General features: G+C 34.7%; 22 protein-coding genes and 1 tRNA gene. 13 read left to right on the top strand and 10 right to left on the bottom strand.

What is annotated here, in order from left to right:
• The first annotated feature begins 32 nt into the window (after positions 1–32).
• Entirely contained in the window at positions 33–1,790 is a 1,758-nt protein-coding gene (locus ACEN2N_RS17480; protein WP_441825526.1) for an aromatic amino acid hydroxylase, read from the top strand.
• Here ACEN2N_RS17480 and ACEN2N_RS17475 read toward each other — a convergent pair.
• The 5 genes from ACEN2N_RS17475 to alaS all read right to left on the bottom strand — a co-directional run bounded on the left by ACEN2N_RS17475 (position 1,780) and on the right by alaS (position 8,120).
• On the bottom strand, positions 1,780–2,394 hold the full coding sequence (locus ACEN2N_RS17475) for a DUF4230 domain-containing protein (protein WP_441825525.1): 615 nt from the start codon (positions 2,392–2,394) through the stop codon (positions 1,780–1,782). The genes ACEN2N_RS17480 and ACEN2N_RS17475 overlap by 11 nt on opposite strands.
• Positions 2,391–3,347, bottom strand: coding sequence for a GSCFA domain-containing protein (locus ACEN2N_RS17470; protein ID WP_441825524.1), 957 nt, complete (start codon positions 3,345–3,347; stop codon positions 2,391–2,393). Before ACEN2N_RS17470 ends, ACEN2N_RS17475 begins: the two co-directional genes overlap by 4 nt.
• Entirely contained in the window at positions 3,344–4,195 is an 852-nt protein-coding gene (locus ACEN2N_RS17465) for a tetratricopeptide repeat protein (protein ID WP_441825523.1), read from the bottom strand. Before ACEN2N_RS17465 ends, ACEN2N_RS17470 begins: the two co-directional genes overlap by 4 nt.
• 193 nt (positions 4,196–4,388) lie before the next feature.
• Entirely contained in the window at positions 4,389–5,432 is a 1,044-nt protein-coding gene (locus ACEN2N_RS17460; protein WP_441825522.1) for a hypothetical protein, read from the bottom strand.
• A gap of 72 nt (positions 5,433–5,504) precedes the next feature.
• Positions 5,505–8,120, bottom strand: a complete 2,616-nt coding sequence (alaS, locus tag ACEN2N_RS17455; protein WP_441825521.1) for an alanine--tRNA ligase — start codon at positions 8,118–8,120, stop codon at positions 5,505–5,507.
• 104 nt (positions 8,121–8,224) lie between these two features.
• On the opposite strand from alaS, the gene ACEN2N_RS17450 reads away from it, so the two are divergent.
• The 5 genes from ACEN2N_RS17450 to ACEN2N_RS17430 are packed head-to-tail and all read left to right on the top strand — an operon-like array spanning position 8,225 to position 11,360.
• Positions 8,225–9,202 carry a M23 family metallopeptidase gene (locus ACEN2N_RS17450; protein ID WP_441825520.1) on the top strand — a complete coding sequence of 326 codons (978 nt, stop codon included), beginning with the start codon at positions 8,225–8,227 and terminating at the stop codon, positions 9,200–9,202.
• The gene (locus tag ACEN2N_RS17445; RefSeq protein ID WP_424002408.1) at positions 9,202–9,531 is read left to right on the top strand and encodes a MerR family transcriptional regulator; all 330 of its coding nucleotides are present in this window, start codon (positions 9,202–9,204) and stop codon (positions 9,529–9,531) included. Before ACEN2N_RS17450 ends, ACEN2N_RS17445 begins: the two co-directional genes overlap by 1 nt.
• 10 nt (positions 9,532–9,541) lie before the next feature.
• The gene (locus tag ACEN2N_RS17440; RefSeq protein WP_441825519.1) at positions 9,542–10,141 is read left to right on the top strand and encodes a LemA family protein; all 600 of its coding nucleotides are present in this window, start codon (positions 9,542–9,544) and stop codon (positions 10,139–10,141) included.
• 6 nt (positions 10,142–10,147) lie between these two features.
• Entirely contained in the window at positions 10,148–10,585 is a 438-nt protein-coding gene (locus ACEN2N_RS17435) for a TPM domain-containing protein (protein ID WP_441825518.1), read from the top strand.
• The gene (locus ACEN2N_RS17430) at positions 10,566–11,360 is read left to right on the top strand and encodes a TPM domain-containing protein (protein WP_441825517.1); all 795 of its coding nucleotides are present in this window, start codon (positions 10,566–10,568) and stop codon (positions 11,358–11,360) included. Before ACEN2N_RS17435 ends, ACEN2N_RS17430 begins: the two co-directional genes overlap by 20 nt.
• Before the next feature lie 301 nt (positions 11,361–11,661).
• Here the strand turns inward: ACEN2N_RS17430 and der are convergent, their stop codons facing one another.
• From der to ACEN2N_RS17410, 4 genes are all read right to left on the bottom strand, one after another.
• A complete protein-coding gene (gene der / locus ACEN2N_RS17425) occupies positions 11,662–12,966 on the bottom strand; it encodes a ribosome biogenesis GTPase Der (protein WP_441825516.1) in 1,305 nt (434 codons plus the stop codon).
• Between the two features lie 51 nt (positions 12,967–13,017).
• A complete protein-coding gene (locus ACEN2N_RS17420) occupies positions 13,018–13,749 on the bottom strand; it encodes a NeuD/PglB/VioB family sugar acetyltransferase (protein ID WP_441825515.1) in 732 nt (243 codons plus the stop codon).
• A gap of 228 nt (positions 13,750–13,977) precedes the next feature.
• A complete protein-coding gene (gene era / locus ACEN2N_RS17415) occupies positions 13,978–14,862 on the bottom strand; it encodes a GTPase Era (RefSeq protein WP_441825514.1) in 885 nt (294 codons plus the stop codon).
• Positions 14,849–16,213, bottom strand: coding sequence for an alanine/glycine:cation symporter family protein (locus tag ACEN2N_RS17410; RefSeq protein ID WP_441825513.1), 1,365 nt, complete (start codon positions 16,211–16,213; stop codon positions 14,849–14,851). The genes era and ACEN2N_RS17410 overlap by 14 nt, the downstream gene beginning before the upstream one ends.
• A 194-nt stretch (positions 16,214–16,407) precedes the next feature.
• On the opposite strand from ACEN2N_RS17410, the gene ACEN2N_RS17405 reads away from it, so the two are divergent.
• The 4 genes from ACEN2N_RS17405 to ACEN2N_RS17390 all read left to right on the top strand — a co-directional run bounded on the left by ACEN2N_RS17405 (position 16,408) and on the right by ACEN2N_RS17390 (position 19,050).
• Positions 16,408–16,480, top strand: a tRNA-Met gene (locus ACEN2N_RS17405).
• A 54-nt stretch (positions 16,481–16,534) separates the two neighbouring features.
• Complete coding sequence (locus ACEN2N_RS17400) at positions 16,535–17,854, top strand: tyrosine-type recombinase/integrase (RefSeq protein WP_441825512.1); 1,320 nt, start codon at positions 16,535–16,537, stop codon at positions 17,852–17,854.
• Entirely contained in the window at positions 17,847–18,590 is a 744-nt protein-coding gene (locus ACEN2N_RS17395) for a hypothetical protein (protein ID WP_441825511.1), read from the top strand. Before ACEN2N_RS17400 ends, ACEN2N_RS17395 begins: the two co-directional genes overlap by 8 nt.
• A 37-nt stretch (positions 18,591–18,627) precedes the next feature.
• Entirely contained in the window at positions 18,628–19,050 is a 423-nt protein-coding gene (locus ACEN2N_RS17390; RefSeq protein ID WP_441825510.1) for a hypothetical protein, read from the top strand.
• A gap of 46 nt (positions 19,051–19,096) precedes the next feature.
• Here the strand turns inward: ACEN2N_RS17390 and ACEN2N_RS17385 are convergent, their stop codons facing one another.
• Entirely contained in the window at positions 19,097–19,495 is a 399-nt protein-coding gene (locus tag ACEN2N_RS17385) for a hypothetical protein (protein ID WP_441825509.1), read from the bottom strand.
• Between the two features lie 89 nt (positions 19,496–19,584).
• Here ACEN2N_RS17385 and xerA point away from each other — a divergent pair, with 89 nt between their 5' ends.
• From xerA to ACEN2N_RS17370, 3 genes are all read left to right on the top strand, one after another.
• Positions 19,585–20,715, top strand: a complete 1,131-nt coding sequence (gene xerA, locus ACEN2N_RS17380) for a site-specific tyrosine recombinase/integron integrase (protein WP_441825508.1) — start codon at positions 19,585–19,587, stop codon at positions 20,713–20,715.
• Between the two features lie 109 nt (positions 20,716–20,824).
• Positions 20,825–21,367 carry a hypothetical protein gene (locus ACEN2N_RS17375; protein WP_441825507.1) on the top strand — a complete coding sequence of 181 codons (543 nt, stop codon included), beginning with the start codon at positions 20,825–20,827 and terminating at the stop codon, positions 21,365–21,367.
• Between the two features lie 101 nt (positions 21,368–21,468).
• Entirely contained in the window at positions 21,469–22,017 is a 549-nt protein-coding gene (locus tag ACEN2N_RS17370; protein ID WP_441825506.1) for a hypothetical protein, read from the top strand.
• Positions 22,018–22,106 lie beyond the last annotated feature (89 nt).

Below are 22,106 nucleotides of genomic sequence, written 5' to 3'. Positions count from 1 at the left end.
TATTGTGACTTCACAGTTGAAAAGTTAAGCGTATGAATACTTCTGAATATGAAAGCAATCCTATTTTAGATAAGCTTCCTAAGCATTTAAGACAATACATTAAACCTCAGAACTATGAGGATTATACGCCAATCAATCAAGCTGTGTGGCGCTATGTAATGCGTAAGAACGTAGATTACCTAAGTAAGGTTGCTCACAAATCTTATTCCGAAGGATTACGCAAAACAGGCATTTCAATTGAAAACATCCCCAATATGTACGGTATGAACCGTATTCTCAAGGATTTAGGCTGGGCTGCTGTTGCGGTGGACGGATTTATACCACCTGCTGCTTTTATGGAGTTTCAGGCATATAATGTTTTGGTAATCGCGTCAGACATTCGCCAGTTAGAAAACATTGCTTACACACCTGCCCCAGATATTATTCACGAAGGTGCCGGGCATGCACCCATTATTGCAAACCCCGAATATGCCGCTTATTTAAGACGTTTTGGAGAAATAGGATGCAAAGCAATATCTAGTGCTAAAGATTTTGAACTTTACGAAGCTGTACGCCATCTGTCTATTATTAAAGAAGCCAAAGGTACGCCTGTAGAAGAAATTGAAAAAGCTGAAAAACATATAGAATTTCTTCAAGATAATATGGGCGACCCTAGTGAAATGGCTTTTATTAGAAACCTGCACTGGTGGACAGTTGAATACGGACTTATAGGCACTTTAGATGACCCTAAAATTTATGGTGCCGGACTTTTATCTTCTATTGGTGAAAGTCAGTGGTGCATGACCGATAACGTCAAAAAACTGCCATATTCTATTGAAGCGGCAAAAACATCTTTTGATATTACCAAACAACAACCGCAACTCTTCGTAACTCCCGATTTTGCATTTTTAAGTCAGGTGTTAGAAGACTTTGCCAATACCATGGCATTACGAAAGGGCGGGCTCTCAGGTTTACAGAAACTTATCGACGCTAAAGAATTAGGTACTATCGAACTAAGTACTGGCTTACAAGTATCTGGTAATTTCGAATCGTTGATTTCTCATGAAGGCAAACCTATTTACTTTCAAACGAAAGGGAAATCTGCGTTGGCATACCGAGAAAAAGAATTGGTGGGGCAAGATGTCAATCAGCATGAAACAGGATTTGGTTCTCCTATCGGCAGACTTAAAGGCATCAATATTCCTATAGAAGACATGAGTCCGAGAGATCTTAAAGCCTATAAAATTTATGAGGGAGAAATTGTTTCATTAGATTTTGTTGGTGGCGTTAATGTTACGGGAAGAATTATAACCGGCACGCGTAATCTTCAGGGTCGCATTATTATTATCACTTTTGAAAATTGTAAAGTGACACATAATGGAATCACACTTTTTGAATCTAACGAAGAATTATACAACATGGCTATTGGCGAAGAAATTGTTTCTGCCTACCATGGTCCTGCTGATTTAAAGAGTTTTGACCTTTTAGACCATTCATTAAGTACCGGCAGCCAAGATAAAGGTCAAGTAGGTTTAAGTGAACTGGAATCGTACTACAAACTAATTCGCGATTTTAGAGAAGGCAACAACACCATTATCTCTCTAACTAAAGTCTTTGAAGTAATACAAGAAAAGTACCCGAAAGACTGGTTACTACCCATTGAAATTTATGAGCTGGCAATTTTGAGTAACGAAAAAATACTAGCGGAGAGCATAAAAGTACATCTTGAAAATATTAAATTAGACCAACCTAACCTCGGACAATTAATTGATGACGGATTAGAATTGGCAACTATAAAAACTAAGGTTTAATAACTTGCAAGCCATCTAAAGATTCAATGGTCTTCTCTTGATACGTCAATCGCCACCCCATTGAGTTGGTAAGAATATAGAATTTCTGTAACTCGCTAATCAACCTATTTTCTGCATTGGTACGCAATGCAGAAGCTTCTACCTTTTTCATTAGAGAGGCATTCACAGTTTTCTTTATTTTGTTATAATCTGCGGCATCAAACTGGTTCAGGTAATCTGCAGTTACGTCGTAATATTCAAAATCAGGATTCAGATTTATCTCTGCATCGGGTATGCTTTTAATTTTCACCGTTTTGGTTGCCTCGTCAATTTCAAAGTCAACCTTACGTAAATCATAAGCGACGGTTACATCTGCATTTACGACTACTAACGCTTTCTTCTCTGCTCTTAAAAGCGGACCAAAAAGTTCTTTCGAGTCTTTATAATTATAGACCTCAGCAAAATGCCCTTCTGTTACCACTAATTTAGAAACATTGGTAATTTCTTGCTGAATGAGCATAGAATTTTCTTCTAGAATAGATTTATCTTCTTTGTCATTATTACAAGAACGAACAATGAAAACAATTGCCAAAGTGATTAAAACGCCAGCTACAAATTTTCTCATGTTTTTGAAATATTAAAATCCATAAACGGATAGTCTTTCTTTATATACGCAATTTTCTGTGCTAACGATTTTAAAAAAATTTGATGAGCATCTCCTTCGGGATTAAAAGCTCTATGTTGCAAACCTCGTTGAACTTCATCAACCTTTCTCATCACGGCAGTGGGATCATCAATCCACACCTCAACAAATCTCTCCCAGATATAATCTATTGCCACTTCATTTGGGTGAACCATATCTTTAGCATAAAAACGATAATCTCGAAGCTCATCCATCATTAGTTCATAACTAGGGAAATATGAGATTTTATTCTCCTCTAAAACTTTATTAATAGCAGAAATCAAGTGCGATTTACTTAATTGATTTTCTACAAAACCGTCTTTCAAATGCCGAACAGGAGAAACCGTAAAAATAAATTGGGCCGAAGGATTTACAGACTGTACCAAAACAATAATTCGTTTTAAACTTTCGGTTACCTCATCAACACTTAACAATTCTTTCGTAAAATTGGATTGTGGTACTTTATGGCAATTTGCGACTACTTCATTACTTGACGTATTTCGATACACCCACGCTGTACCTAAAGTGATAATGATATGACTGACTTTTTTTACTTGAGCTGACGTACTTTCTACAGCATCATTTATATCTGTAATAATTTTTTCTTTGGACGGATTACTTAGGCAAGAATGCGCATCGAAACTATGCCATTGCTCATGCTCATTAAACACATCTTTTTCAGTAAATAGCCCTTGATGAACAGACTTTTGAATCAGTTTTTCAATTGCCAAAGGATGAAACAATATCCCAAACGGATTCTGTAACCCCTGAAATTTATAGTATTCTAATTTTGCTCCAATATTCTCAGAAAAACAAGAACCCAAAAGTAACAACTGACTTAAATAATCAATTGGATTTTTAGATTTTGATAATGGTATTTTGGTTAAGAGATTCATTTAGGTCGCACACTCTCGTTTAACTTATGAAACACTTGATATGGATAAATTTCATAGATAACATTATCCTCATTTATAGTATTTTCTCCGTTTTCAAAGGCTTTTTTCTCCCAATCCATTCCTTCTTCATTACCTAACTTCGTCATACTTCTTCCCTTAAAATAAAGTGCATCTGCAAAATTATCGTACACCAATAATGACATATCAAAAGATGAAATAGCTTCCTTATAATTACCTAGCTCAAAATCTGCGATTCCCAAATAATACCAATCTAAGTAATGACAGGCTTCTTGCGGCGAATCGTTAGGGAAATCTTTAAATTGCTGCTCTTTACTTAATAATAAAAACTCTTTAGCTTTAGAGAATTGGTTTAATTGAAGATAATCTAGCCCAATGTAAAAGTTATAGGTATGATCCATTACATAACCATCGCCGTACTCTTTTTTGGCTCTCATAAATTCAGATATCGATTTTAGGTAGTCTTTTGAAAAAATACAACTCATGAAGCCGCTATAATCTAAATATTTTTTAGGGTCGTGTTCAACTGCCTTTTCTAAAAAAGGTTTACCTAATTGGTATTTTCTAGCTTTATACAAAGGCATTGCCTTTTGTTGCCAAAGCCAAGCATTCGTAGGATCTATGGTAAGTGCAGAATCTAAATACTGCTGATGCTCTAGAGAATGCAACGGAGTTTGAAAAGATTTTTCAACATACTCCCTAATATGCATTGAATCTATACCTGACATAATATTTGTTTCAACATCATCAGCCCCCTTAGCACTATCTTGATTTTTATCTGAAAGATTACAAGATGAAATAATCAGTAATAAAATAAAATATCTTTTCATAAAACTATTGTTTTAAACAGCTTCATAAGCTGTCTTTTGAATTCGATTTATCAATAGCTAGATGATAAAACAAGGAATGTTAATTCCGTTATTATCAAAAAAATAAAAATCTATAAGAAATTATTATAATCTCTTATAGATTTTCGCCTTTAGCACATATATTTTCTGTACAAAATTTCATTTTTAAGCTATGCTATTTCGCTAACTTCTTTGCAGACTTAGCTATTACATCACTAAGGTAACCTAAATTTTTCGCTTTTAAATTGTAACCTAAACCAGTAATGTATTCTCTAAAAATTACTTCTCCAGTTTTTGAATTTACTACCTGAACAAATCTTTCTGCATTAGCTCTCGCATAACGCAAATAATAGAATTCTTTATTTCCTTCAATTGCTTTATCTAAATCTTCGGTAGAAATAAACTCATAGTCATAATCATATTTACTAAAAAGCTTCTCGACTTCTTTATCTTCACCATCATTAATTTCTGCGGTAAAAGCATTTGTTCTTTGAGTGATATAGGTTGGTACATATAATTTAGCAGTAGTCAAGCTTGCTATCTTTTTAGCATCATAATCTTTCTCATACATCCAATATGTTTCACCTTTGTCTATAAGATCGTTTGTTTGTTGAAAGTAATTTTTTAAAAATCCTGTTGAATAATTAAAGAAAACGTTTTCAGTATACATTTTTTCTACAATAACTTCCTTCTCTTCAGAAAGAGCAGTATTTACAAAATCTGATGTTGGGAAAAGATAAATTTTAGCTATGGGCTTTTTATTATTTCTGAAGATCTCATTAATCTTTTCTTCTCTTTTTTTCTCTTTTTTCGGCTTAACCTTAGACAACTTTTCATCTATGGTTTCAGCATCATACAATCCGATATTAATATAGGTATGCAATGAATGCACAACACTACCCATTTTGGTAGTTTTAGAACGCTTGAATCCGACAAGCTCTGCTATAGAGTAATTTTTGTTATAATACTCTTGTAAATCATATTCATTTTGAGGAACTATTTTATAAGGGGTCACTGTCCAAGTTTCCTCTAAAATTTTAGCATATTCGTCAGCGTCAATAACATCTGATAAGACAAAAATGGTTGTTGATGCTTTAAATTCTTCTAATGCTTTAGGTTTTAAATCTGACGGCTTACCTACATGGCGTGCACCAAAAGAGACTTGTGAAAAGCCTGAGAAACTTAAGAACGTCAGTAATAATAAAATATAATTCTTCATGATTAAATGTTTAATTGGTTGATATAGAACCACATTTAACCATGAATATTGTATTTTATGTCGCTTTAGAACTTACCCCAAATAACCTTCAGCCTTTGCCAATGCCTCTTCTATACCTGCCGGATTTTTACCACCTGCCGTTGCAAAGAATGGCTGACCACCGCCGCCTCCTTGAATATACTTTCCAAGTTCTCGAACAATAGTACCTGCATTCAAATTCTTAGAAGCCACTAGTTCTTTAGATATATAACAAGACAATAAGGCTTTACCTTCATGCTCGGTACCGAACAACAAAAAGAGATTATCTTTTTGGTTGCCCATTTCAAAACTCAAGTCTTTTAAACCGGCAGCATCTAAATCTATCTTTTTTGCTAGAAATTGAATTCCGTCAACTTCCTTCAACTCTGAAAGCAAATCTCCTTTTAAGTTCTTGGCTTTGTCTTTCAACAATTCAGCTACTTGTTTTTTAAGACTTGAATTTTCTTCTTGAAGACTTGAAACCGATTTTACGGGATCTTGGGTGTTACCCAAAACAACTTTTATTCTTGATAATAACTTATCATTATCTAAATGAAAATCTTTAACCGCGTCGCCTGTAATTGCTTCAATTCTTCTAATACCGGCAGCTACAGCACCTTCTGACTTAATTTTAAATTGCCAAATGTCTCCGGTATTCTTTACATGTGTACCGCCACATAATTCTATCGATTGACCAAAACGAATTGTTCTAACCGCATCGCCATATTTTTCACCGAACAATGCCATGGCGCCATCTGCAATTGCAGACTTCATAGGTACATTTCTTTCTTCTTGTAGTTGTAACTGTCCGTCTATACGAGCATTCACAAACTTTTCTACTTCATACAATTCTTCTTGAGTCATTTTAGAAAAATGAGAAAAATCGAATCGTAAATATTTAGAATGTACCGCTGAACCTTTTTGTTCTACGTGCGTACCTAACACCTCTCTTAATGCTTGATGCAACAAGTGTGTTGCTGTATGGTTAGCTTCGGTTCTGCCACGTTGTTTTTTATCTACTACCGCCTTAAAACTTTCCCCTATGTGTTTTGGTAGGCTTTTAGCAAAATGTATGATTTCGTTATTCTCTTTTTTGGTATCGGTAATATACACGACATCGCCATGAGTATCTTCTAAGTACCCCTTGTCACCTACTTGCCCACCACCTTCTGCGTAAAACGGAGTAAGATTGAATACCAACTGAAACTGTGTTCCTTCTTTCTTAGAAACTATTTTACGGTATTTGGTAATCTTTACTTCTACATCGAGCATATCATAACCAACAAATTCTTGTTCATTGTCTTCTTGTAAAATTTCCCAATCTTGCTTTGAAACTACAGAAGCCGATTTAGAACGATTTTTCTGCTGCTGCATAGCTACATCAAAGCCAGCTTCATCTAATTGATATCCTTTTTCACTTAGGATCAAGGCGGTTAAATCTATAGGGAATCCAAAAGTATCATACAGCTCAAAAGCTTTTCCGCCGTCGACCGTTTTTCCTTTTGTATTTTTTATAATCGTATCTAACAACAACAATCCTTGATCTAACGTTTTCAAGAAAGAATTTTCTTCTTCTTTTATTACATTTTCAATTAATTGCTTCTGAACTTTTAATTCTGGGTAGGCATCACCTAATGAATCTGTGAGCACATTTACCAAACGAAACATAAATGGCTCTTTGGTGTCTAAAAATGTGAATCCGTAACGTACGGCTCTTCTCAATATTCTTCTGATTACATAACCTGCACCTGTATTGCTTGGCAACTGACCATCAGCAATTGAAAAAGCAACTGCACGTATATGATCACTGATTACACGTATCGCTATATCAATTTCTTCATTTTTACCGTATTCAGAATCTGTAATCGTTTCTATTTCTCGAATTAACGGCGTAAAAATATCGGTGTCATAGTTCGATTGCACCCCCTGTAAAACCATGCATAAACGCTCAAAGCCCATACCGGTATCTACATGCTTCGCCGGTAAACTTTCTAATGACCCATCTGCTTTACGGTTGTATTGCATAAATACGAGATTCCAGATTTCAACAACTTGCGGGTGATCTTGGTTTACTAGACTAGCACCAGCAACTTTTGCTTTTTCTTCCTTAGAACGTATATCTACATGAATCTCTGAACATGGCCCACACGGACCTTGATCGCCCATTTCCCAGAAGTTATCCTTCTTGTTTCCCATGATAATTCTATCCTCGGGCACGATATTTTTCCAAAGCTCAAAAGCTTCTGTATCCAACGCTAAATTATCTGCATCATCGCTTCCTTCAAATACCGATACATACAAACTGTCTTTATCAATTTTAAAAACATCGGTCAATAATTCCCAAGCCCAAGTAATGGCTTCTTCCTTAAAATAATCACCAAAACTCCAGTTGCCCAACATCTCGAACATCGTATGGTGATAGGTATCTTTACCAACTTCTTCTAAATCGTTGTGCTTACCACTTACACGTAAACATTTTTGAGTATCTACTATTCTAGAATTTTTAGACTGACTTATACCTAAAAAATATTCTTTAAATTGGTTCATGCCCGCATTTGTAAAAAGCAGGGTCGGGTCATCTTTTATGACCATTGGTGCAGAAGGCACTATTTTGTGTTCTTTACCCTTGAAAAAATTCAGAAATTGAGTTCTTGTATCTTTTGAATTCATCTAAAATGCTAAGCTTTTACAAATTTTAACCGTTTATATAAAACTATCTTTATATTTGTTTGTTCCCTAATAATTAAAAAACAAAAATAGGATAAATAACATACATGTCTAAGGTAAAATACTATTACGACCCAGATACACTGTCGTACCGTAAAATAGAACCCGAAAAATCTAAGCGTTATAGAAATATAACATTCTTTATTTTGGGCGCATGCCTTTTTGGTTTTTTAGGTCTTATTCTTCTTTTAAACACCAATCTTGTTAATACCCCAAGGGAACTTTCTTTATCTCGTGAAGTAAAAAATTACGAGCTGCAATACGAGTTATTGAATAAGAAAATGGAACAGATTGAAGAAGTTCTAGGCAATATCGAAGAACGAGACAATAATATTTACCGTTTATATTTTGAAGCCAACCCCATACCAGACGAACAGCGTAAAGCAGGTTTTGGCGGTATTAATCGGTATAAATCATTAGAGGGATTCAATAATTCTGAAATGATCGTCTCTACCACAAAGAGGTTAGATATCATAAAAAAGCAAATGGCCATTCAATCTAAATCGTTAGATGAGATTACTAAATTGGCGGAAGAGAAAGAAAAGTTACTAATGTCAATACCTGCCATTCAGCCTATAAATAACGAAGACCTTACCCGCATGGCTTCTGGTTACGGCTGGCGTTCCGACCCATTCACTAAGGCTAGAAAAATGCATTATGGTATGGATTTTACAGCGCCAAAAGGCACTCCGATTTATGCTGCAGGTGATGGTAAAATAACACGCGCAGACAATAATTCTTCTGGTTATGGCAAGCATATTCGTATTGAACATGGATATGGTTACCTGAGCCTTTATGCCCACTTAAGTGAGTATAATGTTAAATCAGGACAAAAAGTTAAACGCGGAGATTTAATCGGCTTTGTAGGAAGCACTGGTCGCTCAGAAGCACCTCACCTACATTACGAGGTGTGGAAAGAAAATGACAGAATAAACCCGATTAACTTCTATTATGGAAGTTTATCTCCTGAAGAATTTGAAAACATGTTGAAATTCGCGAATCAAGAAAACCAATCATTGGATTAATGCAGATAGATCTCCCAGAAAAAAGATATTACGGTATTGGCGAAGTTGCCAATGCCTTTGGCGTAAACGCTTCACTAATTCGTTTTTGGGAGAAAGAATTCGACGTGCTTCAACCTAAGAAAAATGCAAAGGGAAATAGAAAATTCACTCCCCAAGACATAAAAAACCTTCAGTTAATATATCATTTGGTAAAAGAGAGAGGTTTTACTCTTGACGGCGCCAAAACCCACTTAAAAGAAGAAAAGCAGAAAACGTTGTCTAATTTTGATATCATTCAAAAATTAGAACGCGTTAAAGCAGAACTCAATAAAATTAAAGACCAACTATAAAACAAACATTATGAAAAAAGGACTTATAGCAATAATCGTAATCGCTGTCATAGCATTCGGACTATACCAATGGGGCGTAGGCTTCAATAATACCGCCGTTGCTTTAAAAGAAACATCGACAAAAACTTGGGCAAACGTTGAAAGCGCATACCAACGTAGAAACGATTTAATTGGCAACCTTGTTAAAACAGTACAAGGTGCGGCAGATTTTGAAAGAGGAACGTTGACAGATGTTATCGAAGCTAGAGCGAAAGCAACCTCGGTTAGTATTGATCCATCTAATATTACACCTGAGCAATTAGCACAATTCAATCAAGCGCAAAGCGGACTTAGTAGTGCACTGAGCAGATTATTGGTAACCGTTGAACGTTACCCTGACTTAAAAGCTAACCAGAATTTTCTAGAGCTACAATCGCAATTAGAAGGTACAGAGAACAGAATAAATGTTGCAAGAGATAGATTTAACGCAACCGTTGAGCCTTATAACCTTCACATTAAAAAATTCCCGAATTCTATTTTGGCAGGTATTTTTAACTTTAGCGAACTAGCTTACTATAAAGCGGATGCAGGTTCTGAAAACGCACCAGATGTTGATTTTGATTTTGATTAATAACCTATGTCAAGAGTAGAAGATTTCTTATCGGCAACAGAAGAGCAAGAGGTAGTAGAGGCTATTCTTAAAGCAGAGAAGGATACTTCTGGGGAAATTAGAGTACATATTGAGGCACATACCCGTAAAGACCATTGCGAGCGCGCTAAAGAGGTATTTCATTTATTAAAAATGGATAATACCAAACAAGAAAACGGAGTCTTAATCTATGTTGCCGTAAATGACAAGAAATTTGTTATCTGTGGAGACAAAGGTATTGACAACGTGGTACCTAAAGATTTTTGGCAGACAACTAGAAATAGCATTCAAACACATTTTGAAAAAGGAGCGTTTAAAGACGGGCTTGTTGCCGGTGTATTAAAAGCTGGCGAAGAATTAAGAAGTCACTTCCCGTGGCAATCAAATGACACCAACGAATTAAGCAATGAAATATCTAAAGGCTAGCCTTTTACTACTTTTTCTTTGGTGCGCCCCGTTATGGAGTCAGTTTGAAATACCTGAAAAGCCCGCACTAGAAACTAGTGTTTACGATTACACCAATCTTCTGACCGATCAGCAAAAAGTGGCTTTAAGTCAAAAACTGGTTCGCTATTCCGATAGCACCTCAACACAAATTGTAGTTACCATTATTGCCAGTACTAATGGAGAAAACATCAATTACCTAGGTGCAAATTGGGGACAAAAATGGGGAATAGGGCAAGAAGGCAAAGACAATGGCATTCTGATTATTCTAGCAGAAAACGATAGAAAAGTAGCCATTAGCACCGGATACGGAGTTGAAGGCTCTTTAACCGATGCACTTTCTAAACGCATCATTGAAAATGTAATTCTCCCTGAATTTAGAGTCGGAGATTATTATGGCGGACTGAACAAGGGATCTGATGTGATTTTCCAAGTTTTAACCGGTGAATTTCAGGAAGACAGAACTTTTGGAGATAATAGTGGTACTCCATTTTCATCTCTTCTACCATTTATCATATTCGTGGTAATTCTTTTTATTCTGTGGAGTCGCAAAAATGACGACAATGGTAATAATGGCGGCAGGAGACGCGGCGGATTAAGTCCGTGGGATATGATTATTCTCAGCAACATGGGACGCTCTAGCGGTTCTAGTGGCGGATTCGGTAGCGGTGGAGGAGGAAGCTTTGGCGGTGGCGGATTTGGAGGAGGTTTCGGCGGCGGCGGCTTTGGCGGCGGCGGTGCATCTGGGGGTTGGTAGTTTTGCTACTACAAGTGCTACTTAGTCTGTTTTACCTAAAATTTTAATCCTAGTCAGAAACTGTTCCTCTTTAGGGAGAGGTTAGTCGTGAATATTTGTTAGTGAGTTTGTTGCAATTTTCACCATCGTAGAACCCACCCCCTTTACCCCGTCTCGAGAATATAGGTTTGAAAATTGGCTAAAACTCAAAAAAAATGATCAAATAATTCTGCTTAGCAGAATATTTGATCATTTTTTCTCTAACCTAAGATTAGAGTTTATTCTTCAAACCTAAAACCTCAATCGTAAGTCCTTAAATAAATTACTTCTTTCTCATAAACACAGTGATAGGCACCCCAGTGAAATCGTACTCTTCACGTATCTTATTTTCGAGATAACGCTTGTAAGGCTCACGTACATATTGTGGCAAGTTACAGAAGAATGCAAATTGCGGATACGGAGTCGGTAATTGAGTACAGAATTTAATTTTAACGAATTTACCTTTATAAGCCGGTGGTGGATAATTTTCTATTATCGGCAACATCGTCTCATTAAATTTTCTAGTAATTATTTTCTTATTTCTATTGTTATAAACCTCAACAGCAGTTTCTATCGCTTTGAAAATACGCTGTTTTGTCAATACAGATATGAAAAGAATTGGCACATCTACAAATGGCTCAATAGCTTTTTTAATTTTTTCAGTGTAATGCTTAATGGTATTGGTTTCTTTATCCTCTACCAAATCCCATTTATTCACAAGAATAACAATACCCTTATGGTTACGTTGAGCTAGCCAAAATATATTTTCTACCTGCCCATCAAAACCTCTAGTTGCATCTAAAAGTAAAATACAAACATCGCAATGTTCAATAGCTCTTACTGAACGCATTACTGAATAAAACTCCAAATCTTCCTTCACCTTCGCCTTACGACGTATGCCAGCAGTATCTACAAGATTAAATTCAAAGCCGAATCTATTATATTTCGTATCAATACTATCTCTCGTAGTACCCGCGATATCGGTAACGATATATCGATCTTCACCAATTAGTGCATTTATAAAAGAAGATTTACCAGCATTTGGTCTACCTACTACAGCGAATCTTGGTAATTCACTTTTTTCTTCAACTATATCTGGCAATTCTTGTACTAGAGCATCTAATAATTCTCCGGTTCCACCACCATTCATACTTGAAAGCGTATAATATTCTCCTAATCCTAAAGAATAAAATTCAACGGCATCTTCTGCACGCTTCGCATTATCAACTTTATTAATCGCTAAAAAAACAGGCTTTTTAACTCTTCGAAGTAACTTAGCAACATCTTCATCCATACCGGTAACACCGGTCTCCACATCTACCATAAAAATTATGGCATCAGCCTCTTCAATTGCCAGCTCTACTTGCTTATCGATCTCTTTTTCGAAAACATCATCACTACCAACAACATACCCACCTGTATCAATAACCGAAAATTCTTTGCCGTTCCAATCACTTTTTCCATAATGACGATCACGCGTAACACCACTTACTGCGTCAACAATAGCTTCACGCCTCTGTATCAAACGATTAAAAAAAGTAGACTTACCTACATTAGGTCTTCCTACAATGGCAACAATAGCACTCATAGCTTAAATTTGGCGCAAAGGTAGTACTTATAGTTGCAATTACACTATAAGTTAAATAGAGAGATTTGATTGTACGTTATTTAACGACTTTAATTCGCTAAAATATTGTTTTTTAGGAGTTGACAAGTAGGGCTCGCCGATAGTTCTATTTCTAATAATTCTAGCAGGTGAACCATAAACCACAATCTTATCGCCGAAATGATCAACCACAAGAGAACCAGCACCTATAACTGCATGTTCACCAATTTCAATTCCATTAATAATATTGACACCTAAACTAATTGCAGAAAATCTTCCAAGTTTTAAACCACCTCCCGCACAAACCGATGGGGCTAAACTTGAATATGAATCCATAATACCATCATGACCTAAAGATGAATTGGTGTTGATGATACAAAAATCGTGAATTATTGAATTGGCATTTACTATTGCTCCTGGCATAAATACATTACCGCATCCCAGTAAGACATCTTTACCGAGTATCGCCTTAGGGTGAATGGTGTTTATGAAATTAAAATTAGGGACTACCTTAGATATTTTATCTACAATTAATTTTCTAGTCCAATTGTCACCGATGGCAACTATTCCGCCAGAAACATTAAATCGATTTATCAAATATGGCAAATCAATTTCACTACCCAGAACCTGATAGCCATTTATTCTATATCCTTTTGATTTGTATGAATCTACAAAGCCAACCACATTGTATTTACCCTCTTTTTCAAGACAATCCAAAACAACACTTCCATGACCTGAAGCTCCAAAAATAATCACATTTTGCATTTCATCGGGGTTTTAATACACTTAATCGATAATTCAAATGTAATCTATTCTTTTTTAAAGGAGGAATTAAAACTCAATTTGAGCCAATAATTTCTTGAAAAAAGTCAAAACATAACTACACAAAATGACAACTTATTGATACTTAAGCTATCCTAAAAAAATGAAAATAATTTAAAAAACGGAAACCTTGAATGGATAAATTATATTGAGCTAAATATCTAAATGAGGTTATTTATTATATCCGAATCGCCTTAACTGCTTGGCATCACTTCGCCAATTTTTATTCACTTTTACATACAGTTCTATATGCACTTGTTTACCGAAGAATTTTTCTAAGTCTTTTCTCGATTCTACACCTACTTTTTTCAATGCTGCCCCTTTATGCCCTATAATAATCCCCTTTTGAGAATCACGTTCAACCATAATTACCGAACGCATACGAATAATGTCTTCATCTTCAAAAAACTCTTCAGTTTCAATTTCTACTGAATATGGAATTTCCTTTTTGTAGTTTAATAAGATTTTCTCGCGGATGGTCTCATTTACAAAGAAACGCTCTGGCTTATCTGTTAACTGGTCTTTAGGATAATACGCAGGTGACATCGGCAATAATTCGATAATACGTTCGAATACGCCTTTTATATTAAAATTGGATAATGCAGAAATAGGATGCAACTCAACACTAGGCAACATTTCTTGCCAATACTGAACTTGCTCTTCTAACAACTCTTGGGTAGCTATATCTACCTTATTTAACAGCAATAAAACAGGAATTTTACTATTCTTTATTTTCTCAAAGAATGCTTCATCTTTCAATGCCTTCTCCCCTATCTCTACCATATAAAGAAGTACATCGGCATCTTCGAACGCAGATTTTACGAAATCCATCATACTGCTTTGAAGCTGATAAGCTGGTTTAATAATACCGGGAGTATCAGAAAGAATCATTTGAAAATCATCCCCATTTACAATTCCTAAAATACGGTGCCTCGTTGTTTGTGCCTTTGATGTAATTATGGATAATTTTTCACCCACAAATGCATTCATTAACGTTGATTTACCAACATTAGGATTACCAATAATATTTACGAAGCCTGCCTTATGATCTGCCATCCTTATACTTAATTATATATTTCTTCAATTCTACGTTTACCTTTGGAGCTAACAAAAGTACGGCAATCATATTGGGTATTACCATTAGTGCATAAGACAAATCAATTAAATTCTTCACCAACTCTAATGATGCCACTGCAGCAAAGACGATCATAATTACAAAATACCAGTTGTAAAACTTACCGATTTTGGCATTTGTCAAGAATGACAGAGATTTTACCCCGTAATAAGAATAGGTAAATAACGTAGATAATGCAAAGGCTGTTACGATAACCATTAGCAGCACATCGCCCCAACCAAACAAGGTTTTTTCGAAAGCGGACAAAGTCATGACTATACCACTTGAATCTTCTAAATATGCGCCGCTCAATATGATAACGATTGCCGTAAACGTACATACCAATATGGTATCGATAAACGGACCTAGCATGGCCACAAGACCCTCGCGAATAGGTTCATCATTTTTAGATTGCCCATGATACATTGGTGCACTACCCAAACCAGCCTCATTAGAAAACATTGCTCTACGAACCCCGATAATAACAAGCCCCCAAAACCCGCCGGTTGCCAGTGATTTAAAATTCCAAGCTTCCGTAATTATCATTTTTAGAGCTGGTAGTATTTGTTCAGAATTCAGCGCCATTACCACTATTACCGCTATTAAATATACGGCCACCATAAAAGGTACAATCGCAGATGCTACTTTAGCTATATTTTTTAACCCTCCAAAAATTACCAAAGATGTTATGACAGCTAAAACAATACCTATCGTCCATTTCCAATTTACCTCACTCATTTCAAATAATGTAGATGATGGTTTAACTACACTCATGAATGTCTCGGTAAATTGATTTGCTGTAAATACTCCCAAAAAACCAAAAAGACCACAAACAGCAAAAAATATTGCTAACGGCCTAGCCTTTTCGCCTAATCCTTTGGTGATGTAATACATTGGCCCCCCTTGCAAATGGCCATCCGAATCTGTACCACGATACATAATTGCCAAACTACACGAATAGAATTTAATGCACATACCAATCAATGCGGTCATCCAGATCCAGAAAACCACCCCCGGACCACCATCATGTATTGCGATTGCAACACCAGATATATTCCCTAAACCAACCGTAGCCGCAACAGCTGCCGATAAGGCTTGAAAAGAACTCACATCTCCTTTTGAGTCTTTATTATCATACTTACCCGCTGTAATTGCGATTGCATGACCGAAAAAACGGTACGGCATTAGTTTTGAATAAAAAACAAGAAAGAGTCCGCCCCCTATTAATAAAAGGAACATTGGCCACTCTGTATACGGTAGTGCGCTGGCTATAAAGTCGTTAATTGTATCCATAGAATTGTAAAAAACCGAAGTTATGGATTAAATGTTTTTTAAAAGATAATGGTCTTAAAAAATATTATTTAAATAAGTTTTGAATATAGAGAAAATGTGTTGTATATTTGCAGCCCGTTACAAATAGTAGCGCACCTTTATCTCGTCAGCTTAATGACCTGAAGTCGCAAGACAAGTGAGATAAAAACCCATATCGCGGGGTAGAGCAGTAGGTAGCTCGTCGGGCTCATAACCCGAAGGTCGCTGGTTCGAGTCCAGTCCCCGCTACTAAGTTTAAAGTATTCAAAAACAACGGTTTAGTTTTCGCTAAACCGTTTTTTTATGCCTAATTTTAAGGAATTAGTTACCTTTGAATACGAAAATGAATACGAAAGTGCATACGATTTGTCTGTAAAGAGAAACTTTTCCATCCCTAAAATATATTCTGCCAACGGCGATTTACAAAAACGCTGGTATGTCTATTTTTCTTTTCGGGACCCTAAAAGTGGAAAATTAAAGCGTCAAACTCCTTTCTACGGGGACGCAAATAAATATAAGACCAAAGAAGATAGAATGTCCGTTTTGGTCATCTATAGAAAAGTTTTATTAAGACTCCTAAATAAAGGCTATAATCCATATTCCGATAATCTAGAGCTACACCAAAGTTTAACATCTAAAAATAATTTAGCCAATAATTTAAATTTACCAGATAAAGTTTTACCGAAATCTGAACCCATAATGGAAAAGCCAAAAATGACGATTCAAGAGGGATTTAAATTTGGAATCAAGCTTAAAGAAAAATTGGTTAGCCCTAGTACTAAAAGAGATTATGAAAGTAAAATAAAAAATTTTTTAGGTTGGCTTTCAATTAATCATCCTGAAATAAAGTTCATATCTCAACTAAATAAAAAACTTGTCTTAGAATTCTTAAATGATGTTTTGGACAGAAATAGTGCAAGAACAAGAAATAATTACAAAACCGACCTAAGTAGTATTATACAAGTACTTGTCGATAATGAAATCATAGAACAAAATTTCGTAAAGAAAATACCTAAATTAAAATCTACACCAGAACGTAACAAAACATATTCCCAGAATATTCAAGAGGAAATTTTTGAATATTTAGAAGTTCAAGACCCAATTCTATTACTCTACATAAAATTTATCTCTTACAACTTTTTACGACCAATAGAAGTCTGCCGACTTAGAGTAAAAGATATTGATTTAAAAAATAGACGAATACAATTTAAAGCAAAGAACAGCCCATTAAAAACCAAAATTATACCAGAGCTGTTATGGAACGATTTGCCAGACCTCACGAAATTGGATAAAGAAGCCGTCTTATTTACACCGGAAAAAATTGGCGGCGAATGGGATACCCTTGTAGATAATAGGCGAGACTATTTCAGCAAACGTTTTAGAAAAGTCGTTAAAGAGCATTTTAAATTAGGAATAAATTATGGGCTATATAGTTTTAGGCACACTTACATTACTAAAGTTTATAGGGCTTTAATGAAGGACTCCTCCCCTTTTGAGGCTAAAAGTAAGTTGATGTTGATAACAGGCCACTCTTCCATGACCGCCTTAGAAAAGTATTTAAGGGATATAGATGCAGAACTACCCGAAGATTATTCAACAATGTTAAAAAATGTACATGAATAATACGCCTTTGGAAATATTATATAAGAACCTGATTTCAAGGCTATGGGAAGAGCTATTATTTTTCATCCCTGACAATGAAATTTCAAATGAATTCTTAGAAAATCATGAAGAAATAGAATTTGAGAAATTTCGCAATAAGATTATAGTTATAGATTATTATAAGGGTCCTACACTCTACAACACAGATAGAGATAATAACTTGATAATACTTAAAAACAGTTCATTAAAAAAAAGTACTCGTCAATTATTAAATGCAAAAGCAAATTTCGATGAACAGGAATTTAATTACATTTTAGAGCTATATTATGAGCAGGTTGAGTGCTTATATTTTATTACAAATTGGCTGAATAAAAATATTACCCAAGTACTTCCTCAAGAGGACACTATTCTAGGTTTGTTTAAACTCCAATATAATTTTCACAAGTCACATTTTGAAACTATTCTAAAACAGTTTTATCCCGATATGCATTCTTTGCCTAAAGGTAATTTTAATATCGGAAAATCGTTAGAGTCATCTTTACCTCAAATCACCAAACTATTTAATACTGATAACAAACAAAATATTATACTTGAAGCTTCAAATTTACAAGAAGAAAGGCATGAAAACTTACCCACTTCTACAAATAAAAAAACACAGCGCAGCAAAAATAAAAAACTACCTCTAATTTCTGATTCTGAGGCAGAAACGATTTTATTAAAACGTATTTTCAATATTGATTCAAAAGTACTTAAATAAATTATGCGTAAATTAAACGTTTAATTTACGCATAATTATGACAAAAACTGAAATTTGCAAGTATTGTGGTGGTGACTATGTTCCAAAAAGAAGAGGAGCACAAAAATTTTGCAGTAACTCTTGCCGTAGTTTAAACTGGAAAAGTAACCAACATATTAAAGAATTGAAGGTACCAGCAGTAAACTCTATAGATGAGAAACCTGTTTTAAGACAAAAGTCGAGCTTACATGAAAAAATGTCTCTAGCGGGAATTGGAAATGCTGCTGTAGGAGTTGCTGCTGTAGAAATAGCAAAAAACATTATAACTCCAAACGCTAACAAACCTGCTACTAAAAAAGATATTGAAGATTTAAAAGCATTTCTTAAATCAAGATATTTTTTAGTAAAAAATATGAGAAGAGATATTTATGATAGACAAGCATATTTTGATATAGTTACAGGTAATATAATTTATAAATAAACTTCAATAATTAGTTGTTCTTTAAATATCAAAAAAAACTAACACTTCAGTTAGTAGATTTCGTATTCTTAGCCATATAATCTTGCCATAAGATTAAAACATATTTTTCTTTGCCATTTTCTTTCCTAATTAAAAAACCATACTCATAAATAAAAAAATAAACTTGCCCATTTTGATTTTTCCAATAATGTGTAAAGAAATTTGGATTAAATCCTAATTCTAGCAAAACATTGCTTCTTATTGTAACCTTACCCCCTTTATTATACTCTTTAAGTAACTTACGGTTCAATTTCAATTGATTATCAACCTTATTATAAAAGCGTTCAGGATTTTGCTTTTCAAATTGGTATTGGTAGGCACTTTTACATTGAGGATCGCAAAATTTCTTATCCGTCCTACCTCTTAATTCTTTACTACAATGAATACATTCCTTATAAATTCTCATGATAAAAGATTTAACAGTATACTATACGTATCCTATTCGTATAAGGTACGATTAAATCAATTGCATCAATTAGATTGCTAAAAAAAACCATGGAAAAAGGTAGGAGCGTTACTTTAAAGCATCTTTTAATTCAAGAAAGACGCTACATTGGTTTGCAATTCAACACAGATAAAGTTATTCATGCGCTTGTTAAACAGTTACCAGATGTTAAATGGAGCAATACCTATAACATGGCTTACATTTTGAACACCAAACAAAATCTTGATGAAATATTCAAAATATTTAACGGTGTTGTATGGGTTAATTGCAATCATTTTTTTGATCGAAACATTGCCAAAGAACATAACGAGACAATCGATATTACATGGTTTAGAAAAAGGAAGCTTCCAGCAACATATCGTGTTTGCCCTTTAAGTTATTTAGATAAATTAGAATTGAGGAAATATGCCAATAACACAGTGAAAACATATGTTAATGCTTTTGAAACATTCATAAATTACTATAACACTAAAGATTTAATATCTATTAATGAAAGTGATGTTAGAGATTATATCTTGAAATTAATTCAAGAAGACAAATCCAATGCATATATAAATTTAGCAATCAATAGTATAAAATTTTATTATGAATCAGTTCTAGGTATGCCCAACAGGTTTTATAAAATAGAAAGACCTAGAAAAGAAAAAAAATTGCCTAAAGTTCTTTCCAAAGAAGATGTTCTCAGCATCATTGCAAACACCAATAACTTAAAACACAAATGTATTATTAGCCTTCTCTATTCCTCTGGAATACGAAGAAATGAATTGGTGAATTTAAAAATCAGCGATATAGATAGTAAAAGGATGTTGATACGGATTGAAGCCGCAAAAGGCAATAAAGACCGGTATACCTTGCTTTCACACTCATTGTTGAAAGATTTACGAGAATATTATCAACAATATAAACCAGAAAAATATATTATTGAAGGTTTATACGGCAATCAATATTCAGGTCAAAGCATTGGGAAAGTTGTACTTAATGCTGCTATAAAAGCGGGTATTAAGATTCCTGTAACTCCACATATGTTAAGACATAGTTTTGCAACACATTTATTAGAAGCAGGCGTAGATTTGAGACAAATACAGGTCTTATTAGGTCATAGTTCTAGCAAGACAACTGAAATTTATACACATGTTGCCACAACAACTTTCAAAAAAATAAAAAACCCTCTTGACTCCTAGAAATTTATAAAAGATATATATAACATATGTTATATATATCCTATATTGGAGGTATATATAACATTAATGTTATATATACCATTGTTGTATTGCATTTGACCATTCTTAAATGAAAAAATTAAACCACTGTGAGATTTGCGACCTTCACTCATTCAATCTTGAGGATGGAATATTATGCAGTTTGACAAGTAAAAAGCCTGATTTCCAGAAAAAATGCCCTGATATTAAACTGGACCAAAACCTAAAGGACAAAATAATCGAAGTAAATACGGAATTCGAAGATTCCAAGTATGTAAAGAAATTAGCAATTGGAAACTTTATTTTTTACAGTTTAATTGGAGTTGGAGTACTCGGAATATGTTATCTTTTAATTATTTCACTTTTTAGATTAGCAAGAATACACACTTTTACAATCGCAGTTTTTTGTATCGGAATTGGATTTTTTGGAATTGCAATCGGAGCTCTAAACTATTCTAGAAGAAAGAGGCAAATAATCTCGCCGAAAAAACAGACTCTGGACAAATTAACCGAATTATATAATGTTCGTTATCAATTTGACTCTAAAATATCGACTGACATAATGGGAATTAAAGAAACGAAAATAAATTTGAGATTGAATGGAGAAAAAATTGAACAAACGTACCGATACTAAAAACGCAATACAACACCGGCTATAATTCATTGTGGCGGATTTCCTAAACGAAAATCCTTACTTTTAAGCTAAGGTTAGATTTCGGGCGGAATGTTCACTGCGTGAAATTCCACAACGAAATCATAGCCGAGACCGTTGTACACCATATGAAAAACGCATCCGTAATCATATTAACCTTAATTGGATTTTTAGCATTTGGACAAGAAAAAAACCTTGACCGAATTGATAACGAAGTGAAATCTATAGAATCGGACTCAACTCTTGTGGAAAAGGAATTTGATTGGGTGGAACTGACTGGAATTACTACAGATGGTGGAGGATTTTTAAAAGTTTGGCGGAATGAAAAACAGATTTGTAAAATTGTTGAGGAAATCGGACTTTCATATGGTCGAATAAGGACAGTTATTTACCTGAATAACGGAATACCAATTAAAATACTAGAAACGGAGGAAAACTTTGGTCACGAAAATGGAGAGTTGAATTATAAAGAACTGAACGAAGTTTTCAGAGCAAATATTTACGTATTTGATTGGGAAAATGACGAGAGTAAAATAGAACGGACAGGAAAAAGAGTTTTAAGTGAAGGTTCGTGTTCAACATTTGATTACGAACCGACAATTGAACGTGCTAAAAAAGCGACAACGGAATGAAAAAATACGGTGTACAATCGAGTAGACGGCCGTGAGCTGTAAAGCCCACGGTGCGCCTCTCACACCACCGTGCGTACGGGTCTCGTACA

Source organism: Maribacter spongiicola (genome assembly GCF_052119685.1).
Classification (GTDB): Bacteria; Bacteroidota; Bacteroidia; order Flavobacteriales; family Flavobacteriaceae; genus Maribacter; species Maribacter spongiicola_A.
This window is presented reverse-complemented; position numbering and strand designations above follow the sequence as displayed.